This is a genomic window from Achromobacter sp. FW305-C-30-7 (assembly GCF_058783105.1).
Genome location: NZ_JBYSYI010000002.1, coordinates 609,961 through 635,488, shown reverse-complemented (window position 1 = coordinate 635,488; position 25,528 = coordinate 609,961). Strand labels below are relative to the sequence as shown.

Genomic DNA, 25,528 nt, shown 5'->3' with positions numbered 1-25,528 from the left:
GGCCTCTCCAGCGTGCCTATTCTTTTGATCGCCAGGCGCCCGCCGTACAGGAATTGTTCCGCGTTTCAGCGGCAGCCCTATAGGAATCATCATGTTTACGACTCGCCCGGAAATCCTTGGCACCTTCGGTGTCGTGACCTCCACCCATTGGCTGGCCAGCGCGGCCGGCATGTCGCTGTTGGAGCGCGGCGGCAACGCTTTCGACGCCTGCGTCGCCTCGGCCTTCGTGCTGCAAGTGGTCGAACCCCATCTGGTCGGCCCCGCCGGCGAAGTGCCCGCGGTGTTCTACTCCGCGCGCACCGGCCGCGTCGAGGTGCTGTGCGGCCAGGGCACCACGCCCGCGGCCGCCACGCTCGAACGCTACCGCGCCGAAGGCCTCAAGCTCATCCCCGGCAACGGCTTGCTGGCTACCGTCATCCCGGGCGCCTTCGACGCCTGGATGCTGCTGCTGCGCGACCACGGCAGCATGCGCGTGCGCGACGTGCTGGAGCACGCCATCTATTACGCGGAGCACGGCCACGCGTTGATGCCGCGCATCTCCAACACCATCGCCGGCCTCAAGGATTTCTTCCAGACGCATTGGCCGACCACCGCCGAACTCTATGTGCCAGGCGGCAAGGTACCCGAGGCCCGCAAGCTGTTCCGCAATCCGGCGCTGGCCCGCACCTGGACCCGCGTGCTGCAGCAGGCCGAAAGCGCCGGCGCGGACCGTGAGCGTCAGATCGAGGCGGCGCGCGACGCCTTCTACCGTGGCTTCATTGCGGAGGAAATCGACAAGTTTGCGCGCAACACCGATGTCATGGACGAGAGCGGGTCCACTCACCGCGGCGTTATCACCGCCGACGACCTGGCGGGCTGGTCGGCTAGTTATGACAAGCCGGTCACCTACGACTACCACGGCTACACGGTGGCCAAGGCCGGCTCCTGGAGCCAGGGGCCGGTCCTCCTGCAGACCCTTGCCCTGCTCAAGGAAATGGACCTGGCCGGCGTCAGCCCGACCAGCGCCGAATTCGTGCACCGCGTCACCGAGGCCATGAAGCTGGCCTTTGCCGACCGCGAGGCCTATTACGGCGATCCGGCTTTCGTCGATGTGCCGCTGGACCATCTGCTGTCCGACGCCTACAACGCCGAGCGCCGCGCGCTGATCGGCGAGTCGGCCTCGCAGGAGCTGCTGCCCGGCCAGGTGCCCGGTTTCGAGGCGCAGGTGAAGCGCGTCATGGACACGCTGGAACGCCTGTCCAAGGTCTCCGCGCCCGGCAGCGCCACCAACGAGCCCACGCTGGCCGACATGCGCGCCTCCGCCAAGCGCGGCGATACCACCCACGTGGACGTTATCGACCGTTGGGGCAACATGATCTCGGCCACGCCTTCGGGCGGCTGGTTCCAGTCCTCGCCAGTGATCCCGGAACTGGGCTTCGGGCTCAACACGCGCGCGCAGATGTTCTGGCTGGAGGAAGGACTGCCCGGCACGCTGGCGCCCGGCAAGCGTCCGCGCACCACGCTGACGCCTTCGCTGGCGCTGCGCGACGGCAAGCCCTATCTGGCCTTCGGCACCCCCGGCGGCGACCAGCAGGAGCAATGGCAATTGCTGTTCTTCCTGCGCCACGTGCATCACGGCCTGAACCTGCAGGAAGCGATCGACCTGCCCATGTCCCACACCATGCACTTCCCTACGTCCTTCTATCCGCGGGACCGCAAGCCGGGACATCTGGCGGTGGAGGCGAGCTTCGGCGCCGAGGTCATCGCGGCGCTGCGCCAGCGCGGGCACCAGATTGAGGAAGTGCCCGAGTGGTCGGTGGGCAGGTTGACCGCGGCTTCGCGCGATGCCGACGGCCTGCTGCATGCAGCGGCCACGCCGCGGCTGATGCAGGCCTACGCCATCGGCCGTTGAACGGCAGCGGCGGGCGCGCCTGGCGCCGCCCGCCGCCAGTCTTGTTGCGGCGTTTTGCCGGCATGGGGTATGTTTGTCGCATGACGCCTCCCCAGCAGAACCCGGCAGCCGCCGCTCATTCCCTGACGGGACAAGAACCCCTTTTCATCGTCCTCAACACCGGATCGGGACGCGGCGACGCGCAGATCCTGCAGGACATGATCCGCCGCATACTCGACGAGGCCGGGCGCCGCTACGAACTGATGCCCGTGCAGGATCCGTCGCACCTGACCAATACGGCCGAGGCCGCGGTCAGGCGTGCACAGGAGCAGCAAGGCGTGGTCATCGCGGCGGGCGGCGACGGCACGCTCAACGCGGTCGCAGGCGTCGTGCTGGGCAAAGGGGTGCCGTTCGGCATCCTGCCCCAGGGCACATTCAACTACTTTGGACGCAGCTACGGCATCTCGCAGGACACGGAAGTGGCCTTGCGCGGTTTCCTGCAAGGCCAGCCCAGGCCGGTGCAGGTCGGCATGCTCAACGGCCGGCTGTTCCTGGTCAACGCCAGCCTGGGCCTGTATCCGCAACTGCTCGAGGACCGCGAAGCCTACAAACAGAAGTACGGCCGCAGCCGCTGGGTGGCGCTGTGGTCGGGCCTGGTCACGCTGCTGCGCGCGCCGCGCCAACTAAGCCTGCTGCTGGATCATGGCGGACAGGCCCGTAACCTGCGCTCGCCCACGCTAGTGGTGGGCAACAACAAGCTCCAGCTGGAGCACATCGGCATCGAGTCCGCGGAACTGGACCAGAACCGCCTGATCGCCATGGCGGCGCGGCCCGTCGGCACCCTGGCGCTCTACGGCCTGCTGCTGCGCGGCCTGTTCAGCCGGCTGGGGGAAGCCGAGCATGTGGTCAGCTTCGCCTTCGACCGCCTGACGGTGGCCGTGCGCGGACGCCGGCGCGTCAAGGTGGCGATGGACGGCGAAATTTCCTGGATGGATACGCCGCTGGAATTCAAAGTGGCCGACGAACGGCTGCCGCTGGTGGTGCCGGCGGACTCGCAATACCTGGACCGTTCATGACCCGTATCCTGCATTTTTCCGATACCCACTTCGGCACGGAACGTAAACCCGTGGTCGAAGCCGCGCTGGACCTGGCGTGCACCCTCGCGCCCGACCTGGTGGTGCTCAGCGGCGACATCACGCAACGCGCGCGGCGCGGCCAGTTCGCTGCCGCCCGCAAATTCATCGAACGCCTGTCGCTGCCGGTGCTGACCGTGCCAGGCAATCACGACATTCCGCTGTTCAACGTATTTGCGCGCGCGCTGAATCCCTACGGCAACTACAAGCGGGCCTTGGGCCCCGTGCTGGAACCCGTGTTCGAAAACGCCGGCCTGCTTGCCATCGGCGTCAACACGACGCGCCCGCGCCGCCGCAAGGACGGCGAGATATCCGGCTCGCAGATCGCCAGGGTTGCCGAGCGGCTGCGCCAGGCCAAGCCGGGGCAGCTGCGCATCGTGGTCGCGCACCACCCGGTGCGCGCCAAGGTGGAGTCGGATCTCTCCAACCTCCTGATCGGGCGCGAGCGCGCGCTTGAAGCCTGGGCGCAGGCGGGCGTCGACCTGGTCCTGGGCGGGCATATCCACCTGCCTTATGTGCTGCCGCTGGATCCCGCGACAGCTTCCGGCGGCTGGGTCGTGCAGGCCGGAACCACCTGTTCGCGCCGCGTGCGCGGCAATGTGCCCAATTCGGTCAATGTCATCACTAGCGACGGGCGGGGCGATTGCCAGATCGAACGTTGGGACTACGCCGCCGGGGCGCATGCGTTTGCACCGGTAGACAAGACCCTGGTCGCGTTGTATTGAAAGAAAGCGGAAATTTCATCGTGACAGGCGCTTATTCATGACGGATGCGTATGCGGCTTGGGCCGCGGCCCATGCCTTGCTGCTATTCATCGTATTGCCATTGCTGGCCGGCGGCGCGGCGCTCCTGTTGGTGCGCCGCGGCCTGAGCTTGCGCGGCCGCGGTCGCGCCGCTTTCTTCATGACGGGTACCTGCGCCGCGCTCGCGCTCTTCCTGGTCCTGGCTTTTGCGATAGAAAGCGAGGGGGCGGTGGTGGCCTTTGACAGGGCCCTGGCCAGTTCGCTGAGCATGTCCATGTCCACGCCGCTGCTGTGGCTGCTGTCCTGGTTCACCTATCTGGGCGACCGGAAATTCCTGACCGGGATCAGCGTGCTGATGACGTTGTTCCTGTTGTGGCGCGGGGATTGGCGGCTGGCGCTGGTCTGCGCCGTTGCCACCGGTGTGGGTGGCGCGCTCAACTGGCTGCTCAAGCATGCCTTCCAACGGGTGCGGCCGGAGCACGATCATGGCTACGCCAGCGTGGCGGGGTGGAGCTTTCCCAGCGGCCATTCCTCGGCCGCGATGGCCGTCTACGGCATGGCCTGCTATCTGTTGTGGCGTTTGGCGCCGCCTGCCTGGCGCCTGCCCGGCATCGCGCTGCTGGCGGCGTTGATCATGGCGATCGGACTCAGCCGCATCCTGCTGCAGGTCCATTTCGCCAGCGACGTGCTGGCGGGTTTCGCGGTCAGCCTGGCCTGGCTGGCGCTGTGCGTGGCGGCGGCGCAGCGCCTGCGGCCGTCATCCGCCCAGGGCCAGGGCATTCAGTAGGCGCGCCTCCGCGCCTGGGGCGTCCGCCGTCGCGCGCAGGGGCGCGCAGGTGTAGCGGCCGCCCGCCGCGACGATGGCCTGATCCAGGCTGTGCGCACGCTCGGCGCACGGCGGTTCCAGGTCCACGATCAGCTTGCCCGCTACTGGCGCCGTTACGTTGCCGTCGCTGAAACGCTCCAGCGTGCGGTCGATCTCGCGCTCGCGCGGCAGGGCCAGCACGATGGTGTCGGATTCCTCCAGGGCCTCGCGCGCCGAGGTCGCCAGCGTGGCGCTGCCGCGGAAGTCCTCGCACCGCCCGGGTTCGATGTCGTAGAGGGTTAGCGCGATGTCCGGTTCGGCCGCCAGGAGGCGCTGCGCGGCCAGCGTGCCGGTCTTGCCCATGCCGACGATGCTGACGCGCATGCTCATGGCTTGGGCACGGACCACGTGCTCACGATATGGGCGAGAGGCTCGTCCGAGCCTTCGCCGGTCAGGATGACTTCGCCGGCCGACAGCCTGCCGACTTTCAGCAGCCTGGCGTCGGCATAGATGGCGCCCGCCGGACTCTTGCGCAGGAAATTGATCGTCAGGCTGGCCGTCACCGCGTGCGCCTGACCGGTGGCGCCCACCACCGCGGCGTACATGGTCAGGTCGGCCAGGCCCATCAGCATCGGCCCGGCAACGATGCCGCCCAGCCGCTGGTGGGCGTCGCGCGCCGGCAGCACCGCGCGCGCCGTGCCGCGGCCGATGCGCAGCACGTCTATGCCCAGCAGCAGCGAAAAGGGGTGCTGGTCGGCCAGCAGGATGTGGAAGTCGGCCAGGCTGATCAGCGGGGCGTCGGCCGGGGTGTCCAGGTCGGTTGCGGTCATCGTTGCTCCAGGGCGAGGCAGTAGTTGTCCAGCAGCGCTTGCGCGCGCTGGCCCAGGGATTTCAGGCGGCGGGTGTGCAGCAGCAGCAACAGTCCCATCAGATAAGTGAAGAGATTCATCTGTTCGACCGCGACCACGGCAGGCTCCCAGGATTTGGTCCGGGCCAGCGCGACGCCCAGCAGATCTATGCATTGGCGTAGGCGGGTGTTCAGCCGTTCGTCCATTTCCCGGCCCAGCCCGCGCGGCCCCAATCCCTGGAACAGGTACATGCCCAGGGAAAAATCGGTCCGCCGTTCGGCGTAGTAGCCGAAGAAGGCGTGGATGGCATCGCGCGCGGCGGCGGGGCCGGGGCCGGAGGAGGCCGCCTCGGCCAAGTGCGCGTGCAGGCGTTCCAGCGATTCCTCCAGCAGCGCGCCATAAATGGTTTCCTTGCCGGCGAACCAGGGATAGATAGCCCCGGTGGTGCAGCCAGCCTCCTTGGCGATCGCGCGGATCGTGGTCTTCTCCAGGCCGTCGCGTTCGAACACACGCTGCGCAGCGTCAAGCACCAGTTGGCGCCGCAACGCATTCAGTCGTTCGGAACGGTCGGCGCGGGAGGAGGGCGGGAGCATGTGGTTCGGCTCAGAAATCGACGATTCGATCATATCGACGATTTTTAGAAATAACAATGTTATTGATAGTGGACGATAAGGCCAGTTTCTGCTGCGCGGGTCTCGATGGCTAATGTGGAGTTCCGGCGTCGGCATCCGGCCCCAACGGCGTCGGAAAGAGCCATGTATTAGGTGACGGGGATGGTATCCGGGGTAGTCGAATAATTAGGGGCAGGGCTGAAAGTCGCATGAATAGGTGCTCGGACTTAAAACCGAGGGTAAGCCCTAGTGCGACCGGCCAGGGCATGCTGAGTTGTTGCAATATCCCAACAAGGCTGTCGTAAACCTGCACTTTTCTGGCGCCGACCATAGCCAGCCCCCCTGATTTTTGATGCAATAGCGTCAACTTCCCTTCGCGGAGTTAGGGGGGCGGCAGGCTGGTTTGCTGGATTGCTGCTCTTGTCACTCAAATCAACGGAGATTTCTTAAATGAAAAAGACTCTGCTCGCTGCCGCCCTGCTCGCCGGTTTTGCCGGTGTCGCCCAGGCAGAAACGTCTGTCACCCTGTACGGTATTATCGACACGGGTATCGGCTACAACAAGATCAGCGGTGGTCCCGATGCCATGAACGGCAGCCGTTTCGGCATGATCAACGGCGTCCAGAACGGTTCGCGCTGGGGTCTGCGTGGTTCGGAAGACCTGGGTGACGGCCTGCGCGCTGTTTTCCAGCTGGAATCCGGCTTTGATTCGGGTAACGGCAAGTCGGCCCAAGGTGGCCGCCTGTTCGGTCGTCAAGCCACCATCGGTCTGGCCAGCGACAGCTGGGGCCAACTGGACTTCGGTCGCCAAACCAACATCGCGTCGAAGTACTTCGGCTCGATCGATCCGTTCGGCGCTGGCTTCGGTCAAGCCAACATCGGCGTTTCGATGAGCGCTGCCAACACGCAACGCTACGACAACATGGTCATGTATCAGACCCCGTCGTTCAGCGGCTTCCAGTTCGGCATCGGCTACTCGTTCAACGCCGACGACAACAACGCGGATCAAACCGGCTGGCGCACGGCTGACAACACCCGCGCCATCACGACCGGTCTGCGTTACGTGAACGGCCCCCTGAACGTGGCCCTGACGTACGACCAGCTGAACGCTTCGAACAAGGCGCTGTTCGCTGATCAAGACGCGACCCCGCGTATGTACGCCATCGGCGGTTCGTACGACTTCGAAGTCGTGAAGCTGGCCTTGGCCTACGCTCGCACGACCGACGGCTGGTTCGCTGGCCAAGGCGTGAACACCGGTTCGGGCTCCCTGAGCATCGGCACCAACATCTTTGCTGACGGCTTCAAGGCCAACTCGTACATGGTCGGCCTGTCCGCCCCGATCGGCGGCGCAAGCAAGCTGTTCGGTTCGTGGCAAATGGTTGACCCCAGCAACGACCGTATCAACGGTGCTGAGACGATGAACGTCTTCTCGCTGGGCTACACCTACGACCTGTCCAAGCGCACCAACCTGTACGCTTACGGTTCGTACGCCAAGAACTACGCCTTCATGGAAGACGTCAAGTCGACCGCCGTCGGCGTCGGTATCCGTCACCGCTTCTAATCCTAAGCAGGGCGCAAGTCCTGCCTGGATTTAAAGTGCGCGAACGGGCTTCGGCCCGTTCGTATAAAACCACCCTTCGGGGTGGTTTTTTTCGTTTATGCGCCTGTGTTTTTGCGTGTGTTTGTGCGTGCATCGGCAGGCTGCTGTATGCTTGCGCACCGGTGCTGAAAACAGCCATTGTTCCATTTGAGGAATGCTGTCTTTCACCTGCTGTTCGAGCTACAGAGTTCAGCCAGAAGTAACCGCGCGAATGCTACAATCCTAAGGTTTGCGCATTTGACGGACGCCTGAATGAACCTGCAACAGTATTTTCCCGTCCTGCTGTTTATCGTAGTGGCCACCCTTATCGGGTTCGCGCTTCTAACGGCCGGCTCCCTCCTTGGTCCGCGGCGTCCCTACGCCGAGAAGCTCTCGCCGTACGAATGCGGTTTTGAGGCCTTCGAAGACGCCCGCATGAAGTTTGACGTGCGCTACTACCTCGTGGCGATCCTGTTCATTCTTTTTGACCTGGAAATCGCGTTCCTGTTCCCGTGGGCCATTGCCCAAGGCACGGTCGGCCTCGTCGGTTTCTGGACGGTCATGGTATTCCTGGCCGTGCTGACGGTCGGCTTCATCTACGAATGGAAAAAGGGCGCGCTGGACTGGGAATAACCCGCCGGGTTGTTCCACAGCACGCTATCAGAGACGAATATGGCTATAGACGGCATTCTCAAGCAAGGGTTCATCACAACCAGCGCGGACAAGTTCCTTAATTGGGCGAAGACCGGCTCCATGTGGCCCATGACCTTCGGTCTGGCCTGTTGCGCGGTTGAAATGATGCACGCGGGCGCGGCCCGCTACGACCTGGACCAATTCGGCATCATCTTCCGGCCCAGCCCGCGCCAGTCCGATCTGATGATCGTGGCCGGCACGCTGTGCAACAAGATGGCACCGGCGCTGCGCAAGGTCTATGACCAGATGCCCGAGCCGCGTTGGGTGGTTTCCATGGGCTCCTGTGCCAACGGCGGCGGTTACTACCACTACTCGTATTCGGTGGTCCGCGGCTGCGATCGCATCGTACCGGTAGACGTCTACGTGCCGGGCTGCCCGCCCACGGCCGAGGCGCTGGTCTACGGCTTGCTGCAAATGCAGAACAAGATCCGTCTGACCAACACGATTGCGCGCTGAGCTTCGCCGCGCCAGGCAGCAGTCCGCTGCAGCCGGCCCCTCGAAACCAGCGTATCGGTTCACCTAAGCGTACAAGATGATGACCAGGCTCGAAACCCTGAAAAACAATTTGCAGACCACCCTCGGCGCGGATATCGCCCTGACCGAGGCGTTGGGCGAGCTGACGCTCGAAGTGCCCGCGCAGCAGTGGTTCTCCATCTGCAACAAGCTGCGCACCGAAGCCGGCCTGCGCTTCGAAACCTGTATCGACCTGTGCGGCGTCGACTACCTGACCTGGGGCAACGGCACGCGCCAGATGCCCGAGGAAACCGCCGCCAAGATCCACCGCGCGCGCTTCGCCGTGGTGGTGCACCTGGTCTCGATCGAGCACAACTGGCGCCTGCGCGTGCGCACCTGGGCCGAGGATGACGAGTTCCCGATGGTCGCGTCGCTGATGGAATGCTGGCCGACCGTGGGCTGGTTCGAGCGCGAAGCCTTCGACCTGTACGGCATCGTCTTCGAAGGCCATCCGGACCTGCGCCGCATCCTCACTGATTACGGCTTCATCGGCCATCCCTTCCGCAAGGACTTCCCGCTGTCCGGCACCGTCGAAATGCGTTACGACCCGGAACAACGGCGCGTCATTTACCAGCCGGTCACGATCGATCCGCGCGAGATCACGCCGCGCGTGGTCCGCGAAGACTCCTACGGCTTGGGGCGTTAAATCATGGCAGAAATCAAGAACTACACGCTCAACTTCGGCCCCCAGCACCCGGCCGCGCACGGTGTGCTGCGCCTGGTGCTCGAGCTCGACGGCGAAGTGATCCAGCGCGCCGACCCGCACATCGGCCTGCTGCACCGCGCCACCGAAAAACTGGCCGAACACAAGACCTACATCCAGGCGCTGCCCTACATGGACCGCCTGGACTACGTGTCCATGATGTGCAACGAGCACGCCTACGTCATGGCCATCGAAAAGCTGCTGGGCGTGGAAGCCCCGCTGCGCGCGCAGTACATCCGCGTGATGTTCGACGAGATCACCCGTCTGCTGAACCACCTGATGTCGCTGGGTTCGCACGCGCTGGACGTGGGCGCCATGGCGGTGTTCCTGTATGCCTTCCGTGAACGCGAAGACCTGATGGACTGCTACGAAGCAGTCTCGGGCGCGCGCATGCACGCGGCCTACTACCGTCCGGGCGGCGTCTACCGCGACCTGCCGGATTCGATGCCGCAATACGGCGACACCAGCAAGTACCGCGGCGACAAGGAAATGCGCGTCATGAACGACGCGCGTTCGGGTTCGCTGCTGGATTTCATCGAAGACTTCACCAACCGCTTCCCGGGTTGCGTCGACGAGTACGAAACGCTGCTGACCGACAACCGCATCTGGAAGCAGCGTCTGGTCGGCATCGGCGTGGTCGACCCGGAACGCGCCAAGGCGCTGGGCTTCACCGGCCCGATGCTGCGCGGTTCGGGCGTGGCCTGGGACCTGCGCAAGATGCAGCCCTACGAAGTCTACGATCTGCTCGATTTCGACATCCCCGTGGGTGTCAACGGCGACTGCTATGACCGCTATCTGGTCCGTATCGCCGAAATGCGTGAAAGCAACCGCATCATCCGCCAGTGCGTGGAGTGGCTGCGCAACAACCCGGGCCCGGTCATGATCGAGAACCACAAGATCGCCCCGCCCAAGCGCACCGCCATGAAGACCAACATGGAAGAGCTGATCCATCACTTCAAGCTCTTCACTGAAGGTTTCCACGTGCCTCCCGGTGAAGCGTACGCCTCGGTGGAACACCCCAAGGGCGAATTCGGCATCTACGCGGTGTCGGACGGCGCCAACAAGCCTTACCGCCTGAAGATTCGGGCCCCCGGCTTTGTCCACCTGCAAGCGCTGGATGAAATGTCGCGCGGTCACATGATCGCCGACGCCGTCACCATCATTGGCACGCAGGACATCGTTTTCGGCGAAATCGATCGCTGATCCGCCCAGACAGTCACGAGCACGCCCGCATAACCCGGATTCAAACTATGCTGCTTTCCGAACAGGCCTACCAGAAAATCGACCGAGAACTCGCGAAGTTCCCGGCCGACCAGCGGCAGTCCGCCATCATGGCCTCGCTTGCCATCGCGCAAGAAGAGAAGGGCTGGTTGGCTACCGAAATCATTGAAGATGTGGCCAACTACATTGGCGTTCCGCCCATCGCGGTCCAGGAAGTCGCCACCTTCTACAACATGTTCGACGTCAAGCCCGTCGGCAAGAACAAGATCGCTGTCTGCACCAACTTGCCCTGTGCCTTGCGCGACGGCGAACGCGCCGGCGACTACCTCAAGCGCAAGCTGGGCGTCGATTACCGCGGCACCACTCCCGACGGCCAGTTCACGCTGGTGGAAGGCGAGTGCATGGGCGCCTGCGGCGACTCGCCCGTGCTGATCGTGAACAACAAGCATATGTGCGTGCGCATGACCGAAGAGAAGCTGGACGCGCTGGTCGCGGCCCTCAAGGTGCAAGGAGAGTCGGCATGAACGCGCCCGACCTGTACAAGCAGTTCGCGCAGGGGCTGGACCCCAATCCGCTGAACGACGTTTCCAATTCGATGTGCCTGCACGGCCGGCACATCCAGCCGCAGATCATGGCGGACGTCGACGGCGCCAACTGGCGCCTGGCCGACTACGTCAAGCGCGGCGGCTATGAAGCCCTGAAGAAGATCCTGACCACCGGCATGAAGCCGGAAGACGTGATCGCCGAGGTCAAGGCCTCGGGTCTGCGCGGCCGCGGCGGCGCGGGCTTCCCGACCGGCCTGAAGTGGAGCTTCATGCCGCGCGCCTTCCCCGGCCAGAAGTACCTGGTCTGCAACTCCGACGAAGGCGAGCCCGGCACGTTCAAGGACCGCGACATCCTGCGCTTCAATCCGCACATCGTGATTGAAGGCATGGCGATCGCGGCCTACGCCATGGGCATCAGCGTTGGCTACAACTATATCCACGGCGAAATCTTCGAAGTCTACGAGCGCTTCGAGGAAGCGCTGGAAGAGGCGCGCGCCGCCGGCTTCCTGGGCGACAAGATCCTGGGTTCGGATTACAGCTTCCAGCTGCACGCGTTCCATGGCTATGGCGCCTACATCTGCGGCGAGGAAACCGCGCTGCTGGAATCGCTGGAAGGCAAGAAGGGCCAACCGCGCTTCAAGCCGCCGTTCCCGGCCAGCTTCGGCCTGTACGGCAAGCCCACCACCATCAACAACACCGAAACCTTCGCGGCGGTGCCCTGGATCATCCGCAACAGCGGCCAAGCCTACCTCGAAGTCGGCAAGCCGAACAACGGCGGCACCAAGCTATTCTCGATCACCGGCGACGTCGAGCGTCCCGGCAATTACGAGATCCCGCTGGGCACCCCGTTCTCGACCCTGCTGGAGCTGGCGGGCGGCATGCGCGGCGGCAAGAAACTGAAGGCCGTGATCCCTGGCGGATCTAGCGCCCCGGTGCTGCCGGCCGACGTCATCATGGAATGCACGATGGACTATGACTCCATCGCCAAGGCCGGCTCGATGCTGGGCTCGGGCGCCGTGATCGTCATGGACGAAACGCGCTGCATGGTGAAGTCGCTGTTGCGCCTGTCGTACTTCTATTTCGAGGAAAGCTGCGGCCAGTGCACGCCGTGCCGCGAAGGCACCGGCTGGCTCTACCGCATGGTGCATCGCATCGAAAACGGTCACGGCCGTCCGGAAGATCTGGACTTGCTGGACAACGTGGCGGGCAACATCATGGGCCGCACCATCTGCGCCCTGGGTGACGCCGCCGCCATGCCCGTCCGTGGCTTTCTCAAGCATTTTCGCGACGAATTCGCGCACCACATCGAGCATAAGTCTTGTGTGGTCCCGCAATATCTGTAGGTCTCAGGAACAGCAATGGTTGAACTAACCGTCGACGGCAACAAGGTCGAAGTGCCCGAAGGCAGCATGGTCATGCATGCCGCCCAGAAAGTCGGGCTTTACGTGCCGCATTTCTGCTACCACAAGAAACTGTCCATCGCGGCCAACTGCCGCATGTGCCTGGTTGAAGTGGAAAAAGCGCCCAAGGCGCTGCCCGCCTGCGCCACGCCCGTGACCAACGGCATGGTCGTCCACACCTGCTCCGAGAAGGCTCGCGCCGCTCAGAAGTCGGTGATGGAATTCTTGCTCATCAATCACCCGCTCGACTGCCCGATCTGCGATCAGGGCGGCGAATGCCAGCTGCAGGACCTGGCCGTGGGCTACGGCGGCTCTTCCTCGCGTTACCAGGAAGAAAAGCGCGTGGTCTTCCACAAGGACCTGGGTCCGCTGGTTTCCGCCGAGGAAATGAGCCGCTGCATCCACTGCACCCGCTGTGTGCGCTTCGGCCAGGAAATCGCCGGCGTCATGGAACTGGGCATGCTGGGCCGTGGCGAACACTCCGAGATCACGACCTTCGTCGGCCGCTCGATCGAGTCCGAACTGTCGGGCAACATGATCGACATCTGTCCGGTGGGCGCGCTGACCTCCAAGCCCTTCCGTTACAGCGCGCGCACCTGGGAACTGGCTCGCCGCCGTTCGGTCAGCCCGCACGACAGCCTGGGCGCCAACCTGGTGGTCCAGGTCAAGGGCGACCGCGTCATGCGCGTGGTTCCCTTCGAAGACGAAGCCGTCAACGAATGCTGGATCAGCGACCGCGACCGTTTCTCGTACGAAGGTCTGAACAGCGAAGACCGCCTGTCGGCCCCGATGATCAAGGGCACCGACGGCAAGTGGCAGGAAGCTTCCTGGAGCGACGCGCTTGCCGCCGTGGCCCAGGGTCTGTCCCGCGTGCGCGACAGCTTCGGCGCCGGCCAGATCGGCGCCCTGGCGTCCGAATACGCCACCACCGAGGAATACGCGCTGCTGGGCCGCCTGGTCCGTTCGCTGGGTTCCGAGAACATCGACTTCCGCCTGCGCCAGACGGATGCGGCCTTTGACGCCGCCCTGACCGGCGCGCCTTGGCTGGGCATGCCGATCGCCGAACTCGACAACCTGGACCGCGTTCTGGTGGTCGGTTCGTTCCTGCGCAAGGATCATCCGCTGATGGCGCAGCGTCTGCGTCAGGCCGCCAAGCGCGGCACCCAGATCCTGATGGTCGACAGCGCCGCTGACGATCCCCTGATGCCCATCGCTGCCCGCATTACCGTGGCGCCGTCCGAGCTGGCGCGCGCGCTGGCCGAAGTGGCAGTCGCCTTGGCCCAGGCCAAGGAACAGGCCGTGCCGGCCGAGTTCGCCTCGGTCACGCCTGGCGAAAACGCCAAGCTCATCGCCGCCAGCCTGGCTTCCGGCGCCAACACCGCCGTGCTGATGGGCAACCTGGCCGTCGCCAGCGCCCAGGCTTCGACCCTGGCCGCCAACGGCCGCGCCGTGGCGCAACTGGCCGGCGGCAAGTTCGGCTTCCTGACCTCCGGCGGCAATACCGTCGGCGGTTACCTGGCTGGCGCCATTCCGGGCAAGGGCGGCAAGAATGCTGCCGCCATGCTGGCCGAGCCGCTGAAGGCCTACGTGGTCCTGCACGCCGAACCGCTGCTGGACGCCGACAACGGCCAGCAAGCCATCGCCGCGCTGCGCGGCGCGCAGTTCGCGGTGGCCTTGACGCCTTACCGTTCGGCAGCCGCTGAATGGGCCGACGTCATGCTGCCGGTGTCGCCGTTCACTGAAACCTCGGGCACCTACGTCAACGCGCAAGGCCTGGCCCAGAGCTTCAAGGGTACGGTCACGCCGTTCGGCCAGACCCGTCCGGGCTGGAAGGTCCTGCGCGTGCTGGGCAACGTCCTGCACTTGGCCGGCTTCGACGACGAGACCTCCGAGTCCGTGCGCGACGCCGCGCTGGCGGGCGGCATCGAAGGCCGCCTGTCCAACGAGATCAAGGCCCCGCTGGGCCTGGGCCAGGCCGGCACCGGCCTGGAGCGCGTCGCCGACGTGCCGATCTACCGCACCGACGCCATGGTCCGCCGTTCGGAGCCGCTGCAAGCGGCCCCGGCCTCGAAGAAGCCGGCTGCCGCCATGAACGGCCGCACGCTCACCAGCCTGGGCCTGACGGCCGGGGTCAAGGTGCGCGTGTCGGGCGCGCAGGGCGCCGTCGAACTCGAAACCGTGCAGGACGATGCCGTGGCCGACCGTGCCGTGCGCATCTCCGCAGCCTTTGAAAACACCGCAGCCCTGGGTGGCGCATTCGGTCAAATCAGCGTGGAGCGTGCCTGATGGAATGGCTTAATGTTCTTGAGAGCCAGGGTACGGCATTGCTGGGCCCGACGGTCTGGCTGGTCCTCTGGACCCTCATCAAGATTGTGGTCATCGCCGTGCCCATCATTCTGTGCGTGGCTTACCTGACCTACTGGGAACGCAAGATGATCGGCGCCATGCACGTGCGCATGGGTCCGAACCGCGTCGGCTTCAAGGGGCTGCTGCAGCCGTTCGCCGACGTGTTCAAGCTGCTGACCAAGGAAGTGGTGGTTCCGTCGCAGGCCAACAAGGTGCTGTTCATCGTGGCCCCCGTGGTCACGCTGATGCCCGCCCTGGCCGCCTGGGCGGTGGTGCCGTTCGGCCCCGACGTGGTCCTGGCCAACGTCAACGCCGGTCTGCTGTACATCATGGCCATCACGTCCATCGGCGTGTACGGCGTGATCGTGGCGGGTTGGGCGTCCAACTCCAAGTACGCCTTCCTGGGCGCGCTGCGCGCTTCCGCGCAGATGCTGTCGTATGAACTGGCCATCGGCTTCGTGCTGGTGACGGTGCTGCTGGTGTCGGGCAGCCTGAACATGTCCGAGATCGTGCATGTGCAGAACCGCGGCTGGTTTGCCGACAAGGGCCTGACGTTCATGTCGTGGAACTGGCTGCCGCTGTTGCCGCTGTTCGTGATCTACGTGATCTCGGCCGTGGCGGAAACCAACCGCCACCCGTTCGACGTGGTCGAAGGTGAATCTGAAATCGTGGCCGGCCACATGGTCGAATACTCGGGCATGGCGTTCGCGCTGTTCTTCCTGGGCGAATACGCCAACATGATCCTGCTGTCCTGCATGGCCTCGATCATGTTCCTGGGCGGCTGGGCTTCGCCGATCGACATCGCGCCGCTGACCTGGATTCCGGGTTGGCTCTGGCTGGGTCTCAAGACGTTTTTCGTGGTCTCGTTGTTCGTGTGGTTCCGTGCGTCGTTCCCGCGCTACCGCTATGACCAGATCATGCGCTTGGGTTGGAAAATCTTCATCCCGCTGACCGGCGTTTGGCTGGTCGTGGTGGCGATCTGGATGCAGACGCCCTGGAACATTTGGCGCTAAGCCGCCAGGCAGAGGCAGGATATGGAAGCGATCAAGGATTTCTTCGGCAGCCTGATGCTGACCGAGTTGCTCAAGGGCATGCGCCTGACGGGCAAGTATTTCTTCAAGCGCAAGGTCACCTTGCGCTACCCCCAGGAAAAGACGCCTGCGTCGCCGCGTTTCCGCGGCCTGCACGCGCTGCGCCGCTACCCCAACGGGGAAGAGCGCTGCATCGCGTGCAAGCTGTGTGAAGCCGTGTGCCCCGCGCTGGCGATCACGATCGAGTCGGACCAGCGCGATGACGGCACCCGCCGCACCACGCGCTACGACATCGACCTGACCAAGTGCATTTTCTGCGGCTTCTGTGAGGAAAGCTGCCCCGTGGACTCCATCGTGGAAACGCATATCCACGAATACCACGGCGAAAAGCGCGGCGACCTGTATTTCACCAAAGACATGCTGCTCGCCGTGGGCGACCGCTATGAAGCCGATATCGCCCGCCGCCGGGCCGAAGACGCTCCCTACCGTTGAAGCCCAGGACCTGATCCATGACTTTTACTACTGTCCTGTTCTACATACTGGCCGCCGTGCTGGTGATCGCGGCGTTCCGCGTGATCACCGCGCGCAGCCCGGTCACCGCCGTCCTGCACCTGATCCTGGCGTTCTCCAACGCGGCCATGCTGTGGATGCTGCTGGGCGCCGAGTTCCTCGCGCTGCTGCTGGTGCTGGTGTACGTGGGCGCCGTGATGGTGCTCTTCCTCTTCGTCGTGATGATGCTGGACATCCGCATGGATGCCCTGCGCCAAGGCATGAAGACCTACCTGCCGCTGGGCCTGATCATCGGCCTGGTGATGGTGCTGGAAATGGCCTTCGTGCTGGGTTCGACCTGGTACGGCGCGGGCCCGCAAGCCCCGGTTGCCGGCGACTACAACAACGCCCGCGCGCTGGGCGAAGCCATGTACACGCAGTACGTCTACGCCATTGAAGTGGGCGCCGCGCTGCTGCTGGTGGGCATGGTCGCCGCCATCGCGCTGACCCTGCGCCGCCGCCGCGACGTGAAGTACAACGACCCGGTGGCCGCCGTCCGCGTGCGTGCGAAGGACCGTTTCCGTCTGGTGAGCATGCCCGCCCAGAGCGAGCGCGCCCAGGCGCACAACGGCACCCCGACCGCCGCCGCGCCCCAAGGAGAACAAAAATGACGCTGACGCTGGCCCACTACCTGATCCTCGGGGCGATCCTGTTCGCCATCGGGATCTTCGGCATCTTCCTGAACCGCCGCAACCTGATCATTCTCCTGATGTCCATCGAGCTGGTGCTCCTGGCCGTCAACATGAACTTCGTGGCGTTCTCCAGCTGGTTCGGCGACACCGCCGGCCAGGTGTTCGTGTTCTTCATCCTGACCGTGGCCGCCGCTGAAGCGGCGATCGGCCTGGCCATCCTGGTGCTGCTGTTCCGCAACCTGAACACGATCAACGTTGACGAACTCGATCGCCTGAAGGGCTGAACGGGGTATTGGAAGAAAATGTCTAGCTCACCCAATCTCTACTTGCTCATCGCGCTGGCTCCGCTGGCCGGGGCAATTCTCGCGGGCCTCTTCGGCACCGGGTTCCTGGGCCGTCCCATCGGCCGCCGTGCGTCGCACATGATCACCATCCTGGGCGTGCTCATCTCCACCATCGGTTCGGTGGTGGTGCTGAACGACGTGCTCAACGGCCTGCGCTTTGACGGCGCGGTCTACACCTGGAGCCTGATCGGCCAGACCAAGCTGGAAATCGGCTTCCTGATCGATCCGCTGTCGGCCATGATGATGGTCGTGGTGACTTCGGTGTCGCTGATGGTGCACATCTACACCATCGGCTACATGGCGGATGATCCCGGCTACCAGCGCTTCTTCTCCTACATCTCGCTGTTCACGTTCTCCATGCTGATGCTGGTGATGTCGAACAACATGGTGCAGCTGTTCTTCGGCTGGGAAGCGGTGGGCCTGGTGTCGTACCTGCTGATCGGCTTCTGGTACACCCGTCCCACGGCGATCTTCGCCAACATGAAGGCGTTCCTGATCAACCGCGTCGGCGACTTCGGCTTCGTGCTGGGCATCGGCCTGCTGTTCGCCTACGCTGGCACCATGCACTACGGCGAAGTCTTCGCCCAGGCCGACAAGCTGGCCACCCTGACGCTGCCCGGTTCCGACTGGATGCTGCTGACGGTCGCCTGCATCTGCCTGTTCATCGGCGCCATGGGCAAATCGGCCCAGGTTCCGCTGCACGCCTGGTTGCCCGACTCGATGGAAGGCCCGACCCCGATCTCCGCGCTGATCCACGCCGCCACCATGGTGACGGCCGGCATCTTCATGGTTGCCCGCTTCTCGCCGCTGTTCGAACTGTCCGACGTGGCGCTGTCCTTCATCATCGTGATCGGCGCCATCGGCGCGCTGTTCCTGGGCATCCTGGGCATCATCCAGAACGACATCAAGCGCGTGGTCGCGTACTCCACGCTGTCGCAGCTGGGCTACATGACGGTCGCGCTGGGCGCGTCGGCCTATTCGGTCGCGATCTTCCACCTGATGACGCACGCGTTCTTCAAGGCGCTGCTGTTCCTGGGCGCGGGCTCCGTCATCATCGGCATGCACCATGACCAGGACATCCGCAACATGGGCGGCCTGCGCAAGTACATGCCCATCACCTGGATCACCTTCCTGCTGGGCACGCTGGCCCTGGTCGGCACGCCGTTCTTCTCGGGCTTCTACTCGAAGGAACACATCATCGAGGCCGCCGGCGCCGCGAACGTCTGGGGCGCGAACTTCGCGTACTACTCGACGCTGATCGGCGTGTTCGTGACCTCGCTGTACTCGTTCCGCGTGTACTTCCTGGTCTTCCACGGCAAGGAACGCTTCGATACCACCGGTCATGGCCACGGCCACGATGATCATCACGCAGCCGACGTCGACCACGAGCCGGACGGCCATGGCCATCATGGCACGCCTCACGAGTCGCCCTGGGTGGTCACGCTGCCGCTGGTGCTGCTGGCGATCCCGTCGGTCATCATCGGCGCCCTGGTGGTCGACCCGATGCTGTTCGGCAAGTTCTTCGACGGCGTCATCAAGGTCCTGCCGCAGCATCCGGCGATGCACGAGCTGCACGAAGAGTGGCACGGTTGGGTGGCCTTCGGCCTGCACGCCTTCCAGACGGTTCCGTTCTGGCTGGTCGTGGCGGGCGCCGTCACCGCCTGGTACTGCTACCTGATCAATCCCAAGGTTCCGGCCAAGATCAAGTCCAGCCTGTCCGGCATCAACAAGGTGCTTGAGAACAAGTACTACGTGGATTGGGTCAACGAGCAGATCATCGCCCGCGGCCTGCGCTGCCTGGGCCGTGGCCTGTGGCAGACCGGCGACCGCGGCATCATCGATGGCCTGTTGATCAACGGCAGCGCCCGTGTGGTGGGCTGGGTGGCAGCGGTCAGCCGTCACCTGCAGTCCGGCTTCATCTATCACTACGCGTTCGCGATGATCATCGGCATCATGGCGCTGGTGACTTTCTTTGTGCTGATTCCCCAATGATGGCAAGCGAGATGGCATCCAACACTTTCCCCTGGCTCACGCTTGCGATCTTTGTCCCGATCGTATTCGGCCTGCTGGTGCTGGCGGTGGGCCGTGACGACCGTCCCGGCCTGACGCGCGGCCTGTCGCTCGTCGGCGCAATCGCCGGTTTCCTCGTCACTATCCCGCTCTACACCGGTTTCGACTCCACCACGGCCAAGATGCAGTTCGTGGAGAAGACCTCCTGGATCGAGGCTTTCAACGTCAACTACCACCTGGGTATCGACGGCATCTCGATGTGGTTCGTGCTGCTGACGGCCTTCATCACCATCATCGTGGTGCTGGCCGGCTGGGAAGTCATCACCAGCCGCGTCGCCCAGTACATGGCCGCCTTCCTGATCCTGTCGGGTCTGATGGTGGGCGTGTTCTGCGCGCTGGACGGCATGCTGTTCTACGTGTTCTTCGAAGCCACGCTGATCCCGATGTACATCATCATCGGCGTCTGGGGCGGCCCGAACCGCGTTTACGCAGCGTTCAAGTTCTTCCTGTACACGCTGATGGGCTCGCTGCTGACGCTGGTCGCCTTCGTGTACCTGTGGAACGTGTCGGGCGGTTCGTTCGACATCCTGACCTGGCAGCAGACCAAGCTGGGCTACACCCCGCAGATCCTGATCTTCGTGGCCTTGCTGGCGGCCTTCGCCGTCAAGGTGCCGATGTGGCCGGTCCACACGTGGTTGCCCGACGCCCACGTCGAAGCCCCCACGGGCGGCTCCATCGTGCTGGCCGCGATCATGCTGAAGCTGGGCGCGTACGGCTTCCTGCGCTTCTCGCTGCCGATCGCTCCTGACGCCTCGCACAGCCTGGCCGGCATGATGATCACGCTGTCGCTGATTGCCGTGATCTACATCGGCCTGGTCGCTATCGTCCAGGACGACATGAAGAAGCTGGTGGCCTATTCGTCGGTGGCCCACATGGGCTTCGTGACGCTGGGCTTCTTCATCTTCAACACGGCCGGCGTCGAAGGCGCCATCGTGCAGATGATTTCGCACGGCTTCGTGTCGGGCGCCATGTTCATGTGTATTGGCGTGCTCTATGACCGCATGCACTCGCGCCGCATCGCCGATTACGGCGGCGTGGTCAACGTCATGCCGCGTTTCGCCACCTTCTTCATCCTGTTCTCGATGGCCAACAGCGGCCTGCCGGCCACCAGCGGTTTCGTCGGCGAGTTCATGGTGATCATGGGCGCGGTCGAGCACAACTTCTGGATCGGCCTGCTGGCGGCTACCGCCCTGATCCTGGGCGCTTCGTATTCGCTGTGGATGGTCAAGCGCGTGGTCCTGGGCGACGTCGCCAACGACCACGTGCGCGAGCTGACCGATATCAACCGCCGCGAGTTTGTGATTCTTGGCGTGATGGCGATCGCCGTGTTGTACATGGGGATCTATCCCAAGCCCTTTACCGACGTGATGCACGTTTCGGTGGAGGCCCTGCTGCAACACGTTGCCGTCTCGAAACTGTAAGACAAGACAATGATGCAATCCCAAATCGATTTCGCCCTGGCGACACCGGAAATCCTCCTGCTGGTTTTCGGCCTGGCTATCCTGCTCGTCGACGCGGTCAGCAATCACCCCGAGCGCAAGCCGACGTTCTTGCTGACCATGCTTGCATTGGGCGTGCTGACCGTCGTGTCGGCCCTGCAATGGAAGAACGGCGTTGTTGGTTCGACCTTCAACGGCCTGTACGTCACCGACGAACTGTCGCATCTGCTCAAGATCGCGTCCTATATCGCTGTCGCCGCGACGCTTGTGTACGGCCGTGTCTACGCGCAAGTACGTGACATGATGCGGGGCGGCGAACTCTACGTCCTGACGCTGTTCGCGCTGCTGGGCCAGATGGTCATGATCTCCTCCGGGAACCTGATCTCCATCTACCTGGGTCTGGAACTGATGTCGCTGGCGCTCTACGCGCTGATCGCGCTGCGCCGCGACGATGTCGTCGCCACCGAAGCCGCCATGAAGTACTTCGTGCTGGGCGCGCTGGCTTCGGGCTTCCTGCTGTACGGCATGTCGATGATCTACGGCGCCACGGGCCACCTGGATCTGGCCGAAGTGTCCAAGGTCATCGCTGCGGGCAAGGCCGAGAAGCTGGCCCTGGTGTTCGGCATCGTGTTCCTGGTGTCGGGCCTGGCGTTCAAGCTTGGCGCCGTGCCGTTCCACATGTGGGTGCCGGACGTCTACCAGGGTTCGCCCACCGCCGTGACGCTGATCCTGGGCGCCGCGCCCAAGCTGGCCGCCTTCGCCATCACGCTGCGCCTGCTGGTCGACGGCCTGCACGGCCTGGCCGCCGACTGGCAGCCGATGCTGATGATCCTGGCGGTGCTGTCGCTGGCCATCGGTAACCTGACCGCCATCGCGCAGACCAACTTCAAGCGCATGCTGGCCTACTCGACCATCTCGCACATGGGCTTCGTGCTGCTGGGCCTGATGTCGGGTTCGGTCGCGGGCAAGCCGGAACTGTCGTCCGCCGCCTACGGCGCCTCGCTGTTCTACATGCTGACCTACGTGCTGACCACGCTGGCCAGCTTCGGCATCGTGCTGCTGCTGTCGCGCCAGGGCTTCGAGTGCGAGCACATCGACGACCTGAAGGGCCTGAACCGCCGCAGCCCGTGGCACGCCGCCATCGTCCTGCTGCTGATGTTCTCGCTGGCCGGCATTCCGCCGCTGGTGGGCTTCTACGCCAAGCTGGCCGTGTTGCAGGCGCTGATCAGCGCCGGCCACGTGACGCTGGCCGTGATCGCGGTGCTGTTCTCGCTGATCGGCGCGTTCTACTACCTGCGCGTGGTCAAGGTCGTGTACTTCGACGAGCCGGCCGCCGATGCCGCCCCGATGGTCGCCACCTGCGGCCAGCGCGGCGTGCTGTCGGTCAACGGCGCGCTGATCCTGATCCTGGGCATCCTGCCGGGCGGCCTGATGGCCCTGTGCGTGCAGGCCATCCGCAGCTCGCTCAGCCTGTAAACGGAAAACGGGGCCATGAACCAGACTCTGGCGGTATGGCTGTTGATCGCGCTGGCCCTGGTCAGCGCGAATCTCCCGTTCCTGACGGAGCGGGTCTTTGCCGTCATGCCCTGGAAGCAGGGCGGGGTGGCGGCGGTCAAGCCGTTCTGGATGCGCCTGATCGAAGTGCTGGTGTTCTACGCCATCGTCGGCGCCTTGGGTTTCGCGTTCGAATCGACCCTGGGCAACCGCTTTTCCCAGACTTGGGAGTTCTACGCGATCACCTTGAGCCTGTATCTGGTGCTGGCTTATCCGGGGTTCGTGTACCGTTATCTGTTCAAGCGGCATCCCCGGCTGCGCGCCTGAAGGCTGCCTGACTCATTCCGAAAAAACGCCCCATAGGGCGTTTTTTTTTGCGATATAGGGGAATGTCCTAGCCCACGCCGTCCAGCTCCTCTGACGGTCTCCCCGCCATCGCCAGTGGCATTCCCAGGCTTAGCGGTATCGCTCGTGGTAGGCGGGGCTGGAGTTCGTCGCGCTGTTGACGTGCTGGTCGAAACCTATCTGTATTTAGTGTTGTTTTTTTTCATTTCATGTGAGTGAAAAGTCATTTTTCAGGTTCCGTTCAGCGCCCGAGTTCACAATCGCAACCGGTAGAAAAACAAGAATCGTTGCTATTTACATTCGGAGAAGCTGGTTTGAAGCCCCAAGATACGTATTCGCTGAATACGCTCACGACCTCCCTGGCCGCCGCTATTGCGGTCCCCGCGCTGTTTATCAGCCCTTACGCCGCCGCCCAATCCGCGGATTCGGGCGTGACGCAACTTGCGCCCGTGCGGGTGGAGGGTGAGGGGTCGTCGTACCAGACCTCCACGGCACAGTCGCCCAAGTTCACGGCGCCTTTGCTGGACACTCCGCGCACCGTCCAAGTCGTGCCCAAGCAAGTGATCCAGGACCAGGCTGCGTCCACGCTGCAGGATGTGCTGCGCAACTCCCCCGGCATCACGTTCGGCGCGGGCGAAGGCGGCCGGCCGGGCGGCGACCTGCCCATCATCCGCGGCCAGAACTCCGCCGGCAGCATTTTCCTGGACGGCATCCGCGACTCCAGCACGCAGGTGCGCGATACCTTCAACCTGGAACAGGTCGAAGTCATCAAGGGTCCGGACTCAGTCTATTCGGGCCGCGGCGGCGCCGGCGGCAGCATCAACATGGTCAGCAAGACGCCCAAGGCCACCGACTTCACTGAAGCCACGGCGCAGATCGGCACGGACAACAACTACCGCGCGACGATCGACAGCAACTGGCGCCTGGCCGACAAGGCCGCTTTCCGCCTGAACGTCATGGGCAACAAGGGCGACGCTCCCGGCCGCGACGACGCGGTGGACTTCGAGCGTTGGGGCGTGGCGCCGTCGCTGACGCTGGGCGTGGGTACGCCGACGCGCATCACGCTGAGCTACTACCACTACCAAGACGACAGCATGCCGGATTACTCCATCCCGTATGACCCGAAGACGGGCCAGCCGGTGACGGAGACCATGGGTGTAAGCCGCAAGAGCTTCTACGGGCTGACCGGCCGCGACTTCATGAAGACGCGCGACGACGTGGCGACCGTGGATTTCCAGCACGACTTCTCGGACAAGCTGCAGCTGCGCAACGTCACCCGCTATGGCCGCGGCACGACCGACTTCGCCGCCACCAACCCTGACGACAGCAAGGGCAACATCCCGAACGGCCTGGTGTACCGGGCGCTCAAGTCGGGCTACTACGTCACCAAGAGCTTTGCCAACCAGACCAACCTCACGGGCGAGTTCGATACCGGCAGCCTGAAGCACTCGTTCGACCTGGGCTTCGAGTACAGCAATATCAAGCAAGACAAGGACGGCTATACCGAGTCGGGCGTTCCTGCTGGGACCAGCGGTTGCGTGACCGGCACGGCGAACGGCAAGAATACCTACGCCAACCCGGCGCTCTGCGCCTCGTTGTGGGATCCGGATCCGGGTACCTACTACCCTGGCCATCTGCAACGCAACAACAATCCGGCTCGCTACAACACGGATACGGTCGCGCTCTACGGCTTCGACACGATCAAGTTCAACGAGCAATGGCAGGCCAGCCTGGGCCTGCGTTGGGACAACTACCGCACCAGCGGCAGCAACATCGCCAAGGGCCGCAACGACCCGGCCAGCACCCCGGCGTTCTACAGCACCAGCCGAGAGGACAATCTCTTCAACTACCAGGTCGGCCTGGCCTACAAGCCGGCGCCCAATGGCACGATCTACGCCACCTACGGCACCTCTTCCACGCCGTCGGCCATCGCCTCCAGCGCGATCAGCGACGCCGTGTCGGTCACGAGCCAGTCGCTCGAGCCGGAAAAGAGCCGCACGGTGGAACTGGGCACGAAGTGGCAGGTGTTCGATGACCGCCTGACGCTGTCGGCGGCGGCCTTCCAGGACATCCGCAAGAACACCAGCGTCGCCGTTTCGGCCACCGAGACCGCGCAGGTCGGCGAAGCCAAGGTGCGCGGCATCGAACTGGGCTTCTCGGGCAGCATCACGCCCAAGTGGAACGTGTTCGGCGGCTACACCTTCATGAACAGCGAGATGACCAAGGGCGCCTACAACAGCGGCGCCGTGGGCCAGGACCTGCCGAACACCCCGCGCAATGCCTTCAGCCTGTGGACCACCTACAAGGTGCTGCCCAAGCTGACGGTCGGTGGCGGCGCGTACTACGTGGACAAGGTGTACGGCAACTCGGACGCGACCAAGAACGCGGACGGCACCCCCAAGGCGCGCTGGGTGCCTTCCTACTGGCGCTTCGACGCCATGGCGGCGTACGAATTCAACGACCACATGTCGGCGCAGTTGAACGTGCTGAACATTTTCGACGAAACGTACTACACCAAGGCCTATGCCGCGCACTACGCGGCGCTGGGCACGGGCCGGGCTGCGCTGCTCTCGCTGCGCGTGCGGTACTGATACCTTGCTGCAATGAAGAAAGCC

General features: G+C 64.1%; 24 protein-coding genes. 21 read left to right on the top strand and 3 right to left on the bottom strand.

The features are described from left to right. The first annotated feature begins 91 nt into the window (after positions 1–91). From AC3WOB_RS09890 to AC3WOB_RS09875, 4 genes are all read left to right on the top strand, one after another. Positions 92–1,891, top strand: coding sequence for a gamma-glutamyltransferase family protein (locus AC3WOB_RS09890; protein ID WP_492274843.1), 1,800 nt, complete (start codon positions 92–94; stop codon positions 1,889–1,891). An 80-nt stretch (positions 1,892–1,971) separates the two neighbouring features. Beyond that, complete coding sequence (locus AC3WOB_RS09885) at positions 1,972–2,946, top strand: diacylglycerol/lipid kinase family protein (RefSeq protein ID WP_492274842.1); 975 nt, start codon at positions 1,972–1,974, stop codon at positions 2,944–2,946. Next, positions 2,943–3,728, top strand: a complete 786-nt coding sequence (locus tag AC3WOB_RS09880; RefSeq protein ID WP_492274841.1) for a metallophosphoesterase family protein — start codon at positions 2,943–2,945, stop codon at positions 3,726–3,728. Before AC3WOB_RS09885 ends, AC3WOB_RS09880 begins: the two co-directional genes overlap by 4 nt. A gap of 37 nt (positions 3,729–3,765) precedes the next feature. Further along, positions 3,766–4,533 (top strand): phosphatase PAP2 family protein, encoded by a 768-nt coding sequence (locus tag AC3WOB_RS09875; protein ID WP_492274840.1) that lies wholly within the window; start codon positions 3,766–3,768, stop codon positions 4,531–4,533. Here AC3WOB_RS09875 and AC3WOB_RS09870 read toward each other — a convergent pair. The 3 genes from AC3WOB_RS09870 to AC3WOB_RS09860 are packed head-to-tail and all read right to left on the bottom strand — an operon-like array spanning position 4,504 to position 5,992. After that, the gene (locus tag AC3WOB_RS09870; RefSeq protein ID WP_492274839.1) at positions 4,504–4,941 is read right to left on the bottom strand and encodes an NAD(P)-binding domain-containing protein; all 438 of its coding nucleotides are present in this window, start codon (positions 4,939–4,941) and stop codon (positions 4,504–4,506) included. The genes AC3WOB_RS09875 and AC3WOB_RS09870 overlap by 30 nt on opposite strands. After that, positions 4,938–5,381 carry a PaaI family thioesterase gene (locus AC3WOB_RS09865; protein ID WP_013392139.1) on the bottom strand — a complete coding sequence of 148 codons (444 nt, stop codon included), beginning with the start codon at positions 5,379–5,381 and terminating at the stop codon, positions 4,938–4,940. The genes AC3WOB_RS09870 and AC3WOB_RS09865 overlap by 4 nt, the downstream gene beginning before the upstream one ends. Further along, positions 5,378–5,992 (bottom strand): TetR/AcrR family transcriptional regulator, encoded by a 615-nt coding sequence (locus AC3WOB_RS09860; RefSeq protein WP_492274838.1) that lies wholly within the window; start codon positions 5,990–5,992, stop codon positions 5,378–5,380. Before AC3WOB_RS09860 ends, AC3WOB_RS09865 begins: the two co-directional genes overlap by 4 nt. 468 nt (positions 5,993–6,460) lie before the next feature. On the opposite strand from AC3WOB_RS09860, the gene AC3WOB_RS09855 reads away from it, so the two are divergent. The 17 genes from AC3WOB_RS09855 (at position 6,461) to AC3WOB_RS09775 (ending at position 25,504) form a co-directional block, all read left to right on the top strand. Next, entirely contained in the window at positions 6,461–7,570 is a 1,110-nt protein-coding gene (locus AC3WOB_RS09855; protein WP_013392141.1) for a porin, read from the top strand. Positions 7,571–7,861: 291 nt separating this feature from the next. Continuing rightward, complete coding sequence (locus AC3WOB_RS09850) at positions 7,862–8,221, top strand: NADH-quinone oxidoreductase subunit A (protein ID WP_006217959.1); 360 nt, start codon at positions 7,862–7,864, stop codon at positions 8,219–8,221. Between the two features lie 39 nt (positions 8,222–8,260). Then, entirely contained in the window at positions 8,261–8,737 is a 477-nt protein-coding gene (locus tag AC3WOB_RS09845; protein WP_006217960.1) for a NuoB/complex I 20 kDa subunit family protein, read from the top strand. A 76-nt stretch (positions 8,738–8,813) separates the two neighbouring features. Beyond that, positions 8,814–9,440, top strand: coding sequence for an NADH-quinone oxidoreductase subunit C (locus AC3WOB_RS09840; protein ID WP_492274837.1), 627 nt, complete (start codon positions 8,814–8,816; stop codon positions 9,438–9,440). 3 nt (positions 9,441–9,443) lie between these two features. Next, positions 9,444–10,700 (top strand): NADH-quinone oxidoreductase subunit D, encoded by a 1,257-nt coding sequence (locus AC3WOB_RS09835; RefSeq protein ID WP_013392144.1) that lies wholly within the window; start codon positions 9,444–9,446, stop codon positions 10,698–10,700. 47 nt (positions 10,701–10,747) lie between these two features. Further along, a complete protein-coding gene (gene nuoE, locus AC3WOB_RS09830; protein ID WP_013392145.1) occupies positions 10,748–11,242 on the top strand; it encodes an NADH-quinone oxidoreductase subunit NuoE in 495 nt (164 codons plus the stop codon). Next, positions 11,239–12,606, top strand: coding sequence for an NADH-quinone oxidoreductase subunit NuoF (nuoF, locus tag AC3WOB_RS09825; protein WP_013392146.1), 1,368 nt, complete (start codon positions 11,239–11,241; stop codon positions 12,604–12,606). The genes nuoE and nuoF overlap by 4 nt, the downstream gene beginning before the upstream one ends. A gap of 15 nt (positions 12,607–12,621) precedes the next feature. Next, positions 12,622–14,949, top strand: coding sequence for an NADH-quinone oxidoreductase subunit NuoG (gene nuoG / locus AC3WOB_RS09820; protein WP_013392147.1), 2,328 nt, complete (start codon positions 12,622–12,624; stop codon positions 14,947–14,949). Next, the gene (gene nuoH, locus AC3WOB_RS09815) at positions 14,949–16,022 is read left to right on the top strand and encodes an NADH-quinone oxidoreductase subunit NuoH (RefSeq protein WP_424243566.1); all 1,074 of its coding nucleotides are present in this window, start codon (positions 14,949–14,951) and stop codon (positions 16,020–16,022) included. Before nuoG ends, nuoH begins: the two co-directional genes overlap by 1 nt. 21 nt (positions 16,023–16,043) lie before the next feature. Then, positions 16,044–16,532, top strand: coding sequence for an NADH-quinone oxidoreductase subunit NuoI (gene nuoI / locus AC3WOB_RS09810; protein ID WP_008161196.1), 489 nt, complete (start codon positions 16,044–16,046; stop codon positions 16,530–16,532). A gap of 17 nt (positions 16,533–16,549) precedes the next feature. Continuing rightward, the gene (locus AC3WOB_RS09805) at positions 16,550–17,200 is read left to right on the top strand and encodes an NADH-quinone oxidoreductase subunit J (RefSeq protein WP_013392149.1); all 651 of its coding nucleotides are present in this window, start codon (positions 16,550–16,552) and stop codon (positions 17,198–17,200) included. Beyond that, positions 17,197–17,505: an NADH-quinone oxidoreductase subunit NuoK gene (gene nuoK, locus AC3WOB_RS09800; protein WP_006217969.1), complete on the top strand. Its 309-nt coding sequence runs from the start codon at positions 17,197–17,199 to the stop codon at positions 17,503–17,505. Before AC3WOB_RS09805 ends, nuoK begins: the two co-directional genes overlap by 4 nt. 18 nt (positions 17,506–17,523) lie before the next feature. Then, positions 17,524–19,557 carry an NADH-quinone oxidoreductase subunit L gene (gene nuoL, locus AC3WOB_RS09795; protein WP_013392150.1) on the top strand — a complete coding sequence of 678 codons (2,034 nt, stop codon included), beginning with the start codon at positions 17,524–17,526 and terminating at the stop codon, positions 19,555–19,557. Then, entirely contained in the window at positions 19,554–21,056 is a 1,503-nt protein-coding gene (locus AC3WOB_RS09790) for an NADH-quinone oxidoreductase subunit M (protein WP_013392151.1), read from the top strand. The genes nuoL and AC3WOB_RS09790 overlap by 4 nt, the downstream gene beginning before the upstream one ends. A gap of 9 nt (positions 21,057–21,065) precedes the next feature. Next, positions 21,066–22,550, top strand: coding sequence for an NADH-quinone oxidoreductase subunit NuoN (gene nuoN, locus AC3WOB_RS09785; RefSeq protein WP_013392152.1), 1,485 nt, complete (start codon positions 21,066–21,068; stop codon positions 22,548–22,550). Between the two features lie 15 nt (positions 22,551–22,565). Then, positions 22,566–22,895, top strand: a complete 330-nt coding sequence (locus tag AC3WOB_RS09780) for a DUF2818 family protein (RefSeq protein ID WP_013392153.1) — start codon at positions 22,566–22,568, stop codon at positions 22,893–22,895. A gap of 332 nt (positions 22,896–23,227) precedes the next feature. After that, a complete protein-coding gene (locus tag AC3WOB_RS09775; RefSeq protein ID WP_492274836.1) occupies positions 23,228–25,504 on the top strand; it encodes a TonB-dependent receptor in 2,277 nt (758 codons plus the stop codon). Positions 25,505–25,528: the final 24 nt, after the last annotated feature.

Excerpts from the sequence above, each read along its gene's own strand:
- AC3WOB_RS09790 (WP_013392151.1), top strand. The coding sequence starts at position 19,554 with ATGATGGCAAGCGAGATGGCATCCAACACTTTCCCCTGGCTCACGCTT.
- nuoH (WP_424243566.1), top strand. The coding sequence starts at position 14,949 with ATGGAATGGCTTAATGTTCTTGAGAGCCAGGGTACGGCATTGCTGGGC.
- AC3WOB_RS09845 (WP_006217960.1), top strand. The coding sequence starts at position 8,261 with ATGGCTATAGACGGCATTCTCAAGCAAGGGTTCATCACAACCAGCGCG.
- AC3WOB_RS09780 (WP_013392153.1), top strand. The coding sequence starts at position 22,566 with ATGAACCAGACTCTGGCGGTATGGCTGTTGATCGCGCTGGCCCTGGTC.
- AC3WOB_RS09875 (WP_492274840.1), top strand. The coding sequence starts at position 3,766 with ATGACGGATGCGTATGCGGCTTGGGCCGCGGCCCATGCCTTGCTGCTA.
- nuoI (WP_008161196.1), top strand. The coding sequence starts at position 16,044 with ATGGAAGCGATCAAGGATTTCTTCGGCAGCCTGATGCTGACCGAGTTG.
- nuoK (WP_006217969.1), top strand. The coding sequence starts at position 17,197 with ATGACGCTGACGCTGGCCCACTACCTGATCCTCGGGGCGATCCTGTTC.
- nuoN (WP_013392152.1), top strand. The coding sequence starts at position 21,066 with ATGATGCAATCCCAAATCGATTTCGCCCTGGCGACACCGGAAATCCTC.
- AC3WOB_RS09850 (WP_006217959.1), top strand. The coding sequence starts at position 7,862 with ATGAACCTGCAACAGTATTTTCCCGTCCTGCTGTTTATCGTAGTGGCC.
- AC3WOB_RS09840 (WP_492274837.1), top strand. The coding sequence starts at position 8,814 with ATGATGACCAGGCTCGAAACCCTGAAAAACAATTTGCAGACCACCCTC.
- nuoL (WP_013392150.1), top strand. The coding sequence starts at position 17,524 with ATGTCTAGCTCACCCAATCTCTACTTGCTCATCGCGCTGGCTCCGCTG.
- AC3WOB_RS09870 (WP_492274839.1), bottom strand. The coding sequence starts at position 4,941 with ATGAGCATGCGCGTCAGCATCGTCGGCATGGGCAAGACCGGCACGCTG.
- AC3WOB_RS09805 (WP_013392149.1), top strand. The coding sequence starts at position 16,550 with ATGACTTTTACTACTGTCCTGTTCTACATACTGGCCGCCGTGCTGGTG.
- AC3WOB_RS09835 (WP_013392144.1), top strand. The coding sequence starts at position 9,444 with ATGGCAGAAATCAAGAACTACACGCTCAACTTCGGCCCCCAGCACCCG.
- AC3WOB_RS09865 (WP_013392139.1), bottom strand. The coding sequence starts at position 5,381 with ATGACCGCAACCGACCTGGACACCCCGGCCGACGCCCCGCTGATCAGC.
- AC3WOB_RS09885 (WP_492274842.1), top strand. The coding sequence starts at position 1,972 with ATGACGCCTCCCCAGCAGAACCCGGCAGCCGCCGCTCATTCCCTGACG.
- nuoG (WP_013392147.1), top strand. The coding sequence starts at position 12,622 with ATGGTTGAACTAACCGTCGACGGCAACAAGGTCGAAGTGCCCGAAGGC.
- AC3WOB_RS09860 (WP_492274838.1), bottom strand. The coding sequence starts at position 5,992 with ATGCTCCCGCCCTCCTCCCGCGCCGACCGTTCCGAACGACTGAATGCG.
- AC3WOB_RS09855 (WP_013392141.1), top strand. The coding sequence starts at position 6,461 with ATGAAAAAGACTCTGCTCGCTGCCGCCCTGCTCGCCGGTTTTGCCGGT.
- nuoE (WP_013392145.1), top strand. The coding sequence starts at position 10,748 with ATGCTGCTTTCCGAACAGGCCTACCAGAAAATCGACCGAGAACTCGCG.
- AC3WOB_RS09880 (WP_492274841.1), top strand. The coding sequence starts at position 2,943 with ATGACCCGTATCCTGCATTTTTCCGATACCCACTTCGGCACGGAACGT.
- nuoF (WP_013392146.1), top strand. The coding sequence starts at position 11,239 with ATGAACGCGCCCGACCTGTACAAGCAGTTCGCGCAGGGGCTGGACCCC.
- AC3WOB_RS09890 (WP_492274843.1), top strand. The coding sequence starts at position 92 with ATGTTTACGACTCGCCCGGAAATCCTTGGCACCTTCGGTGTCGTGACC.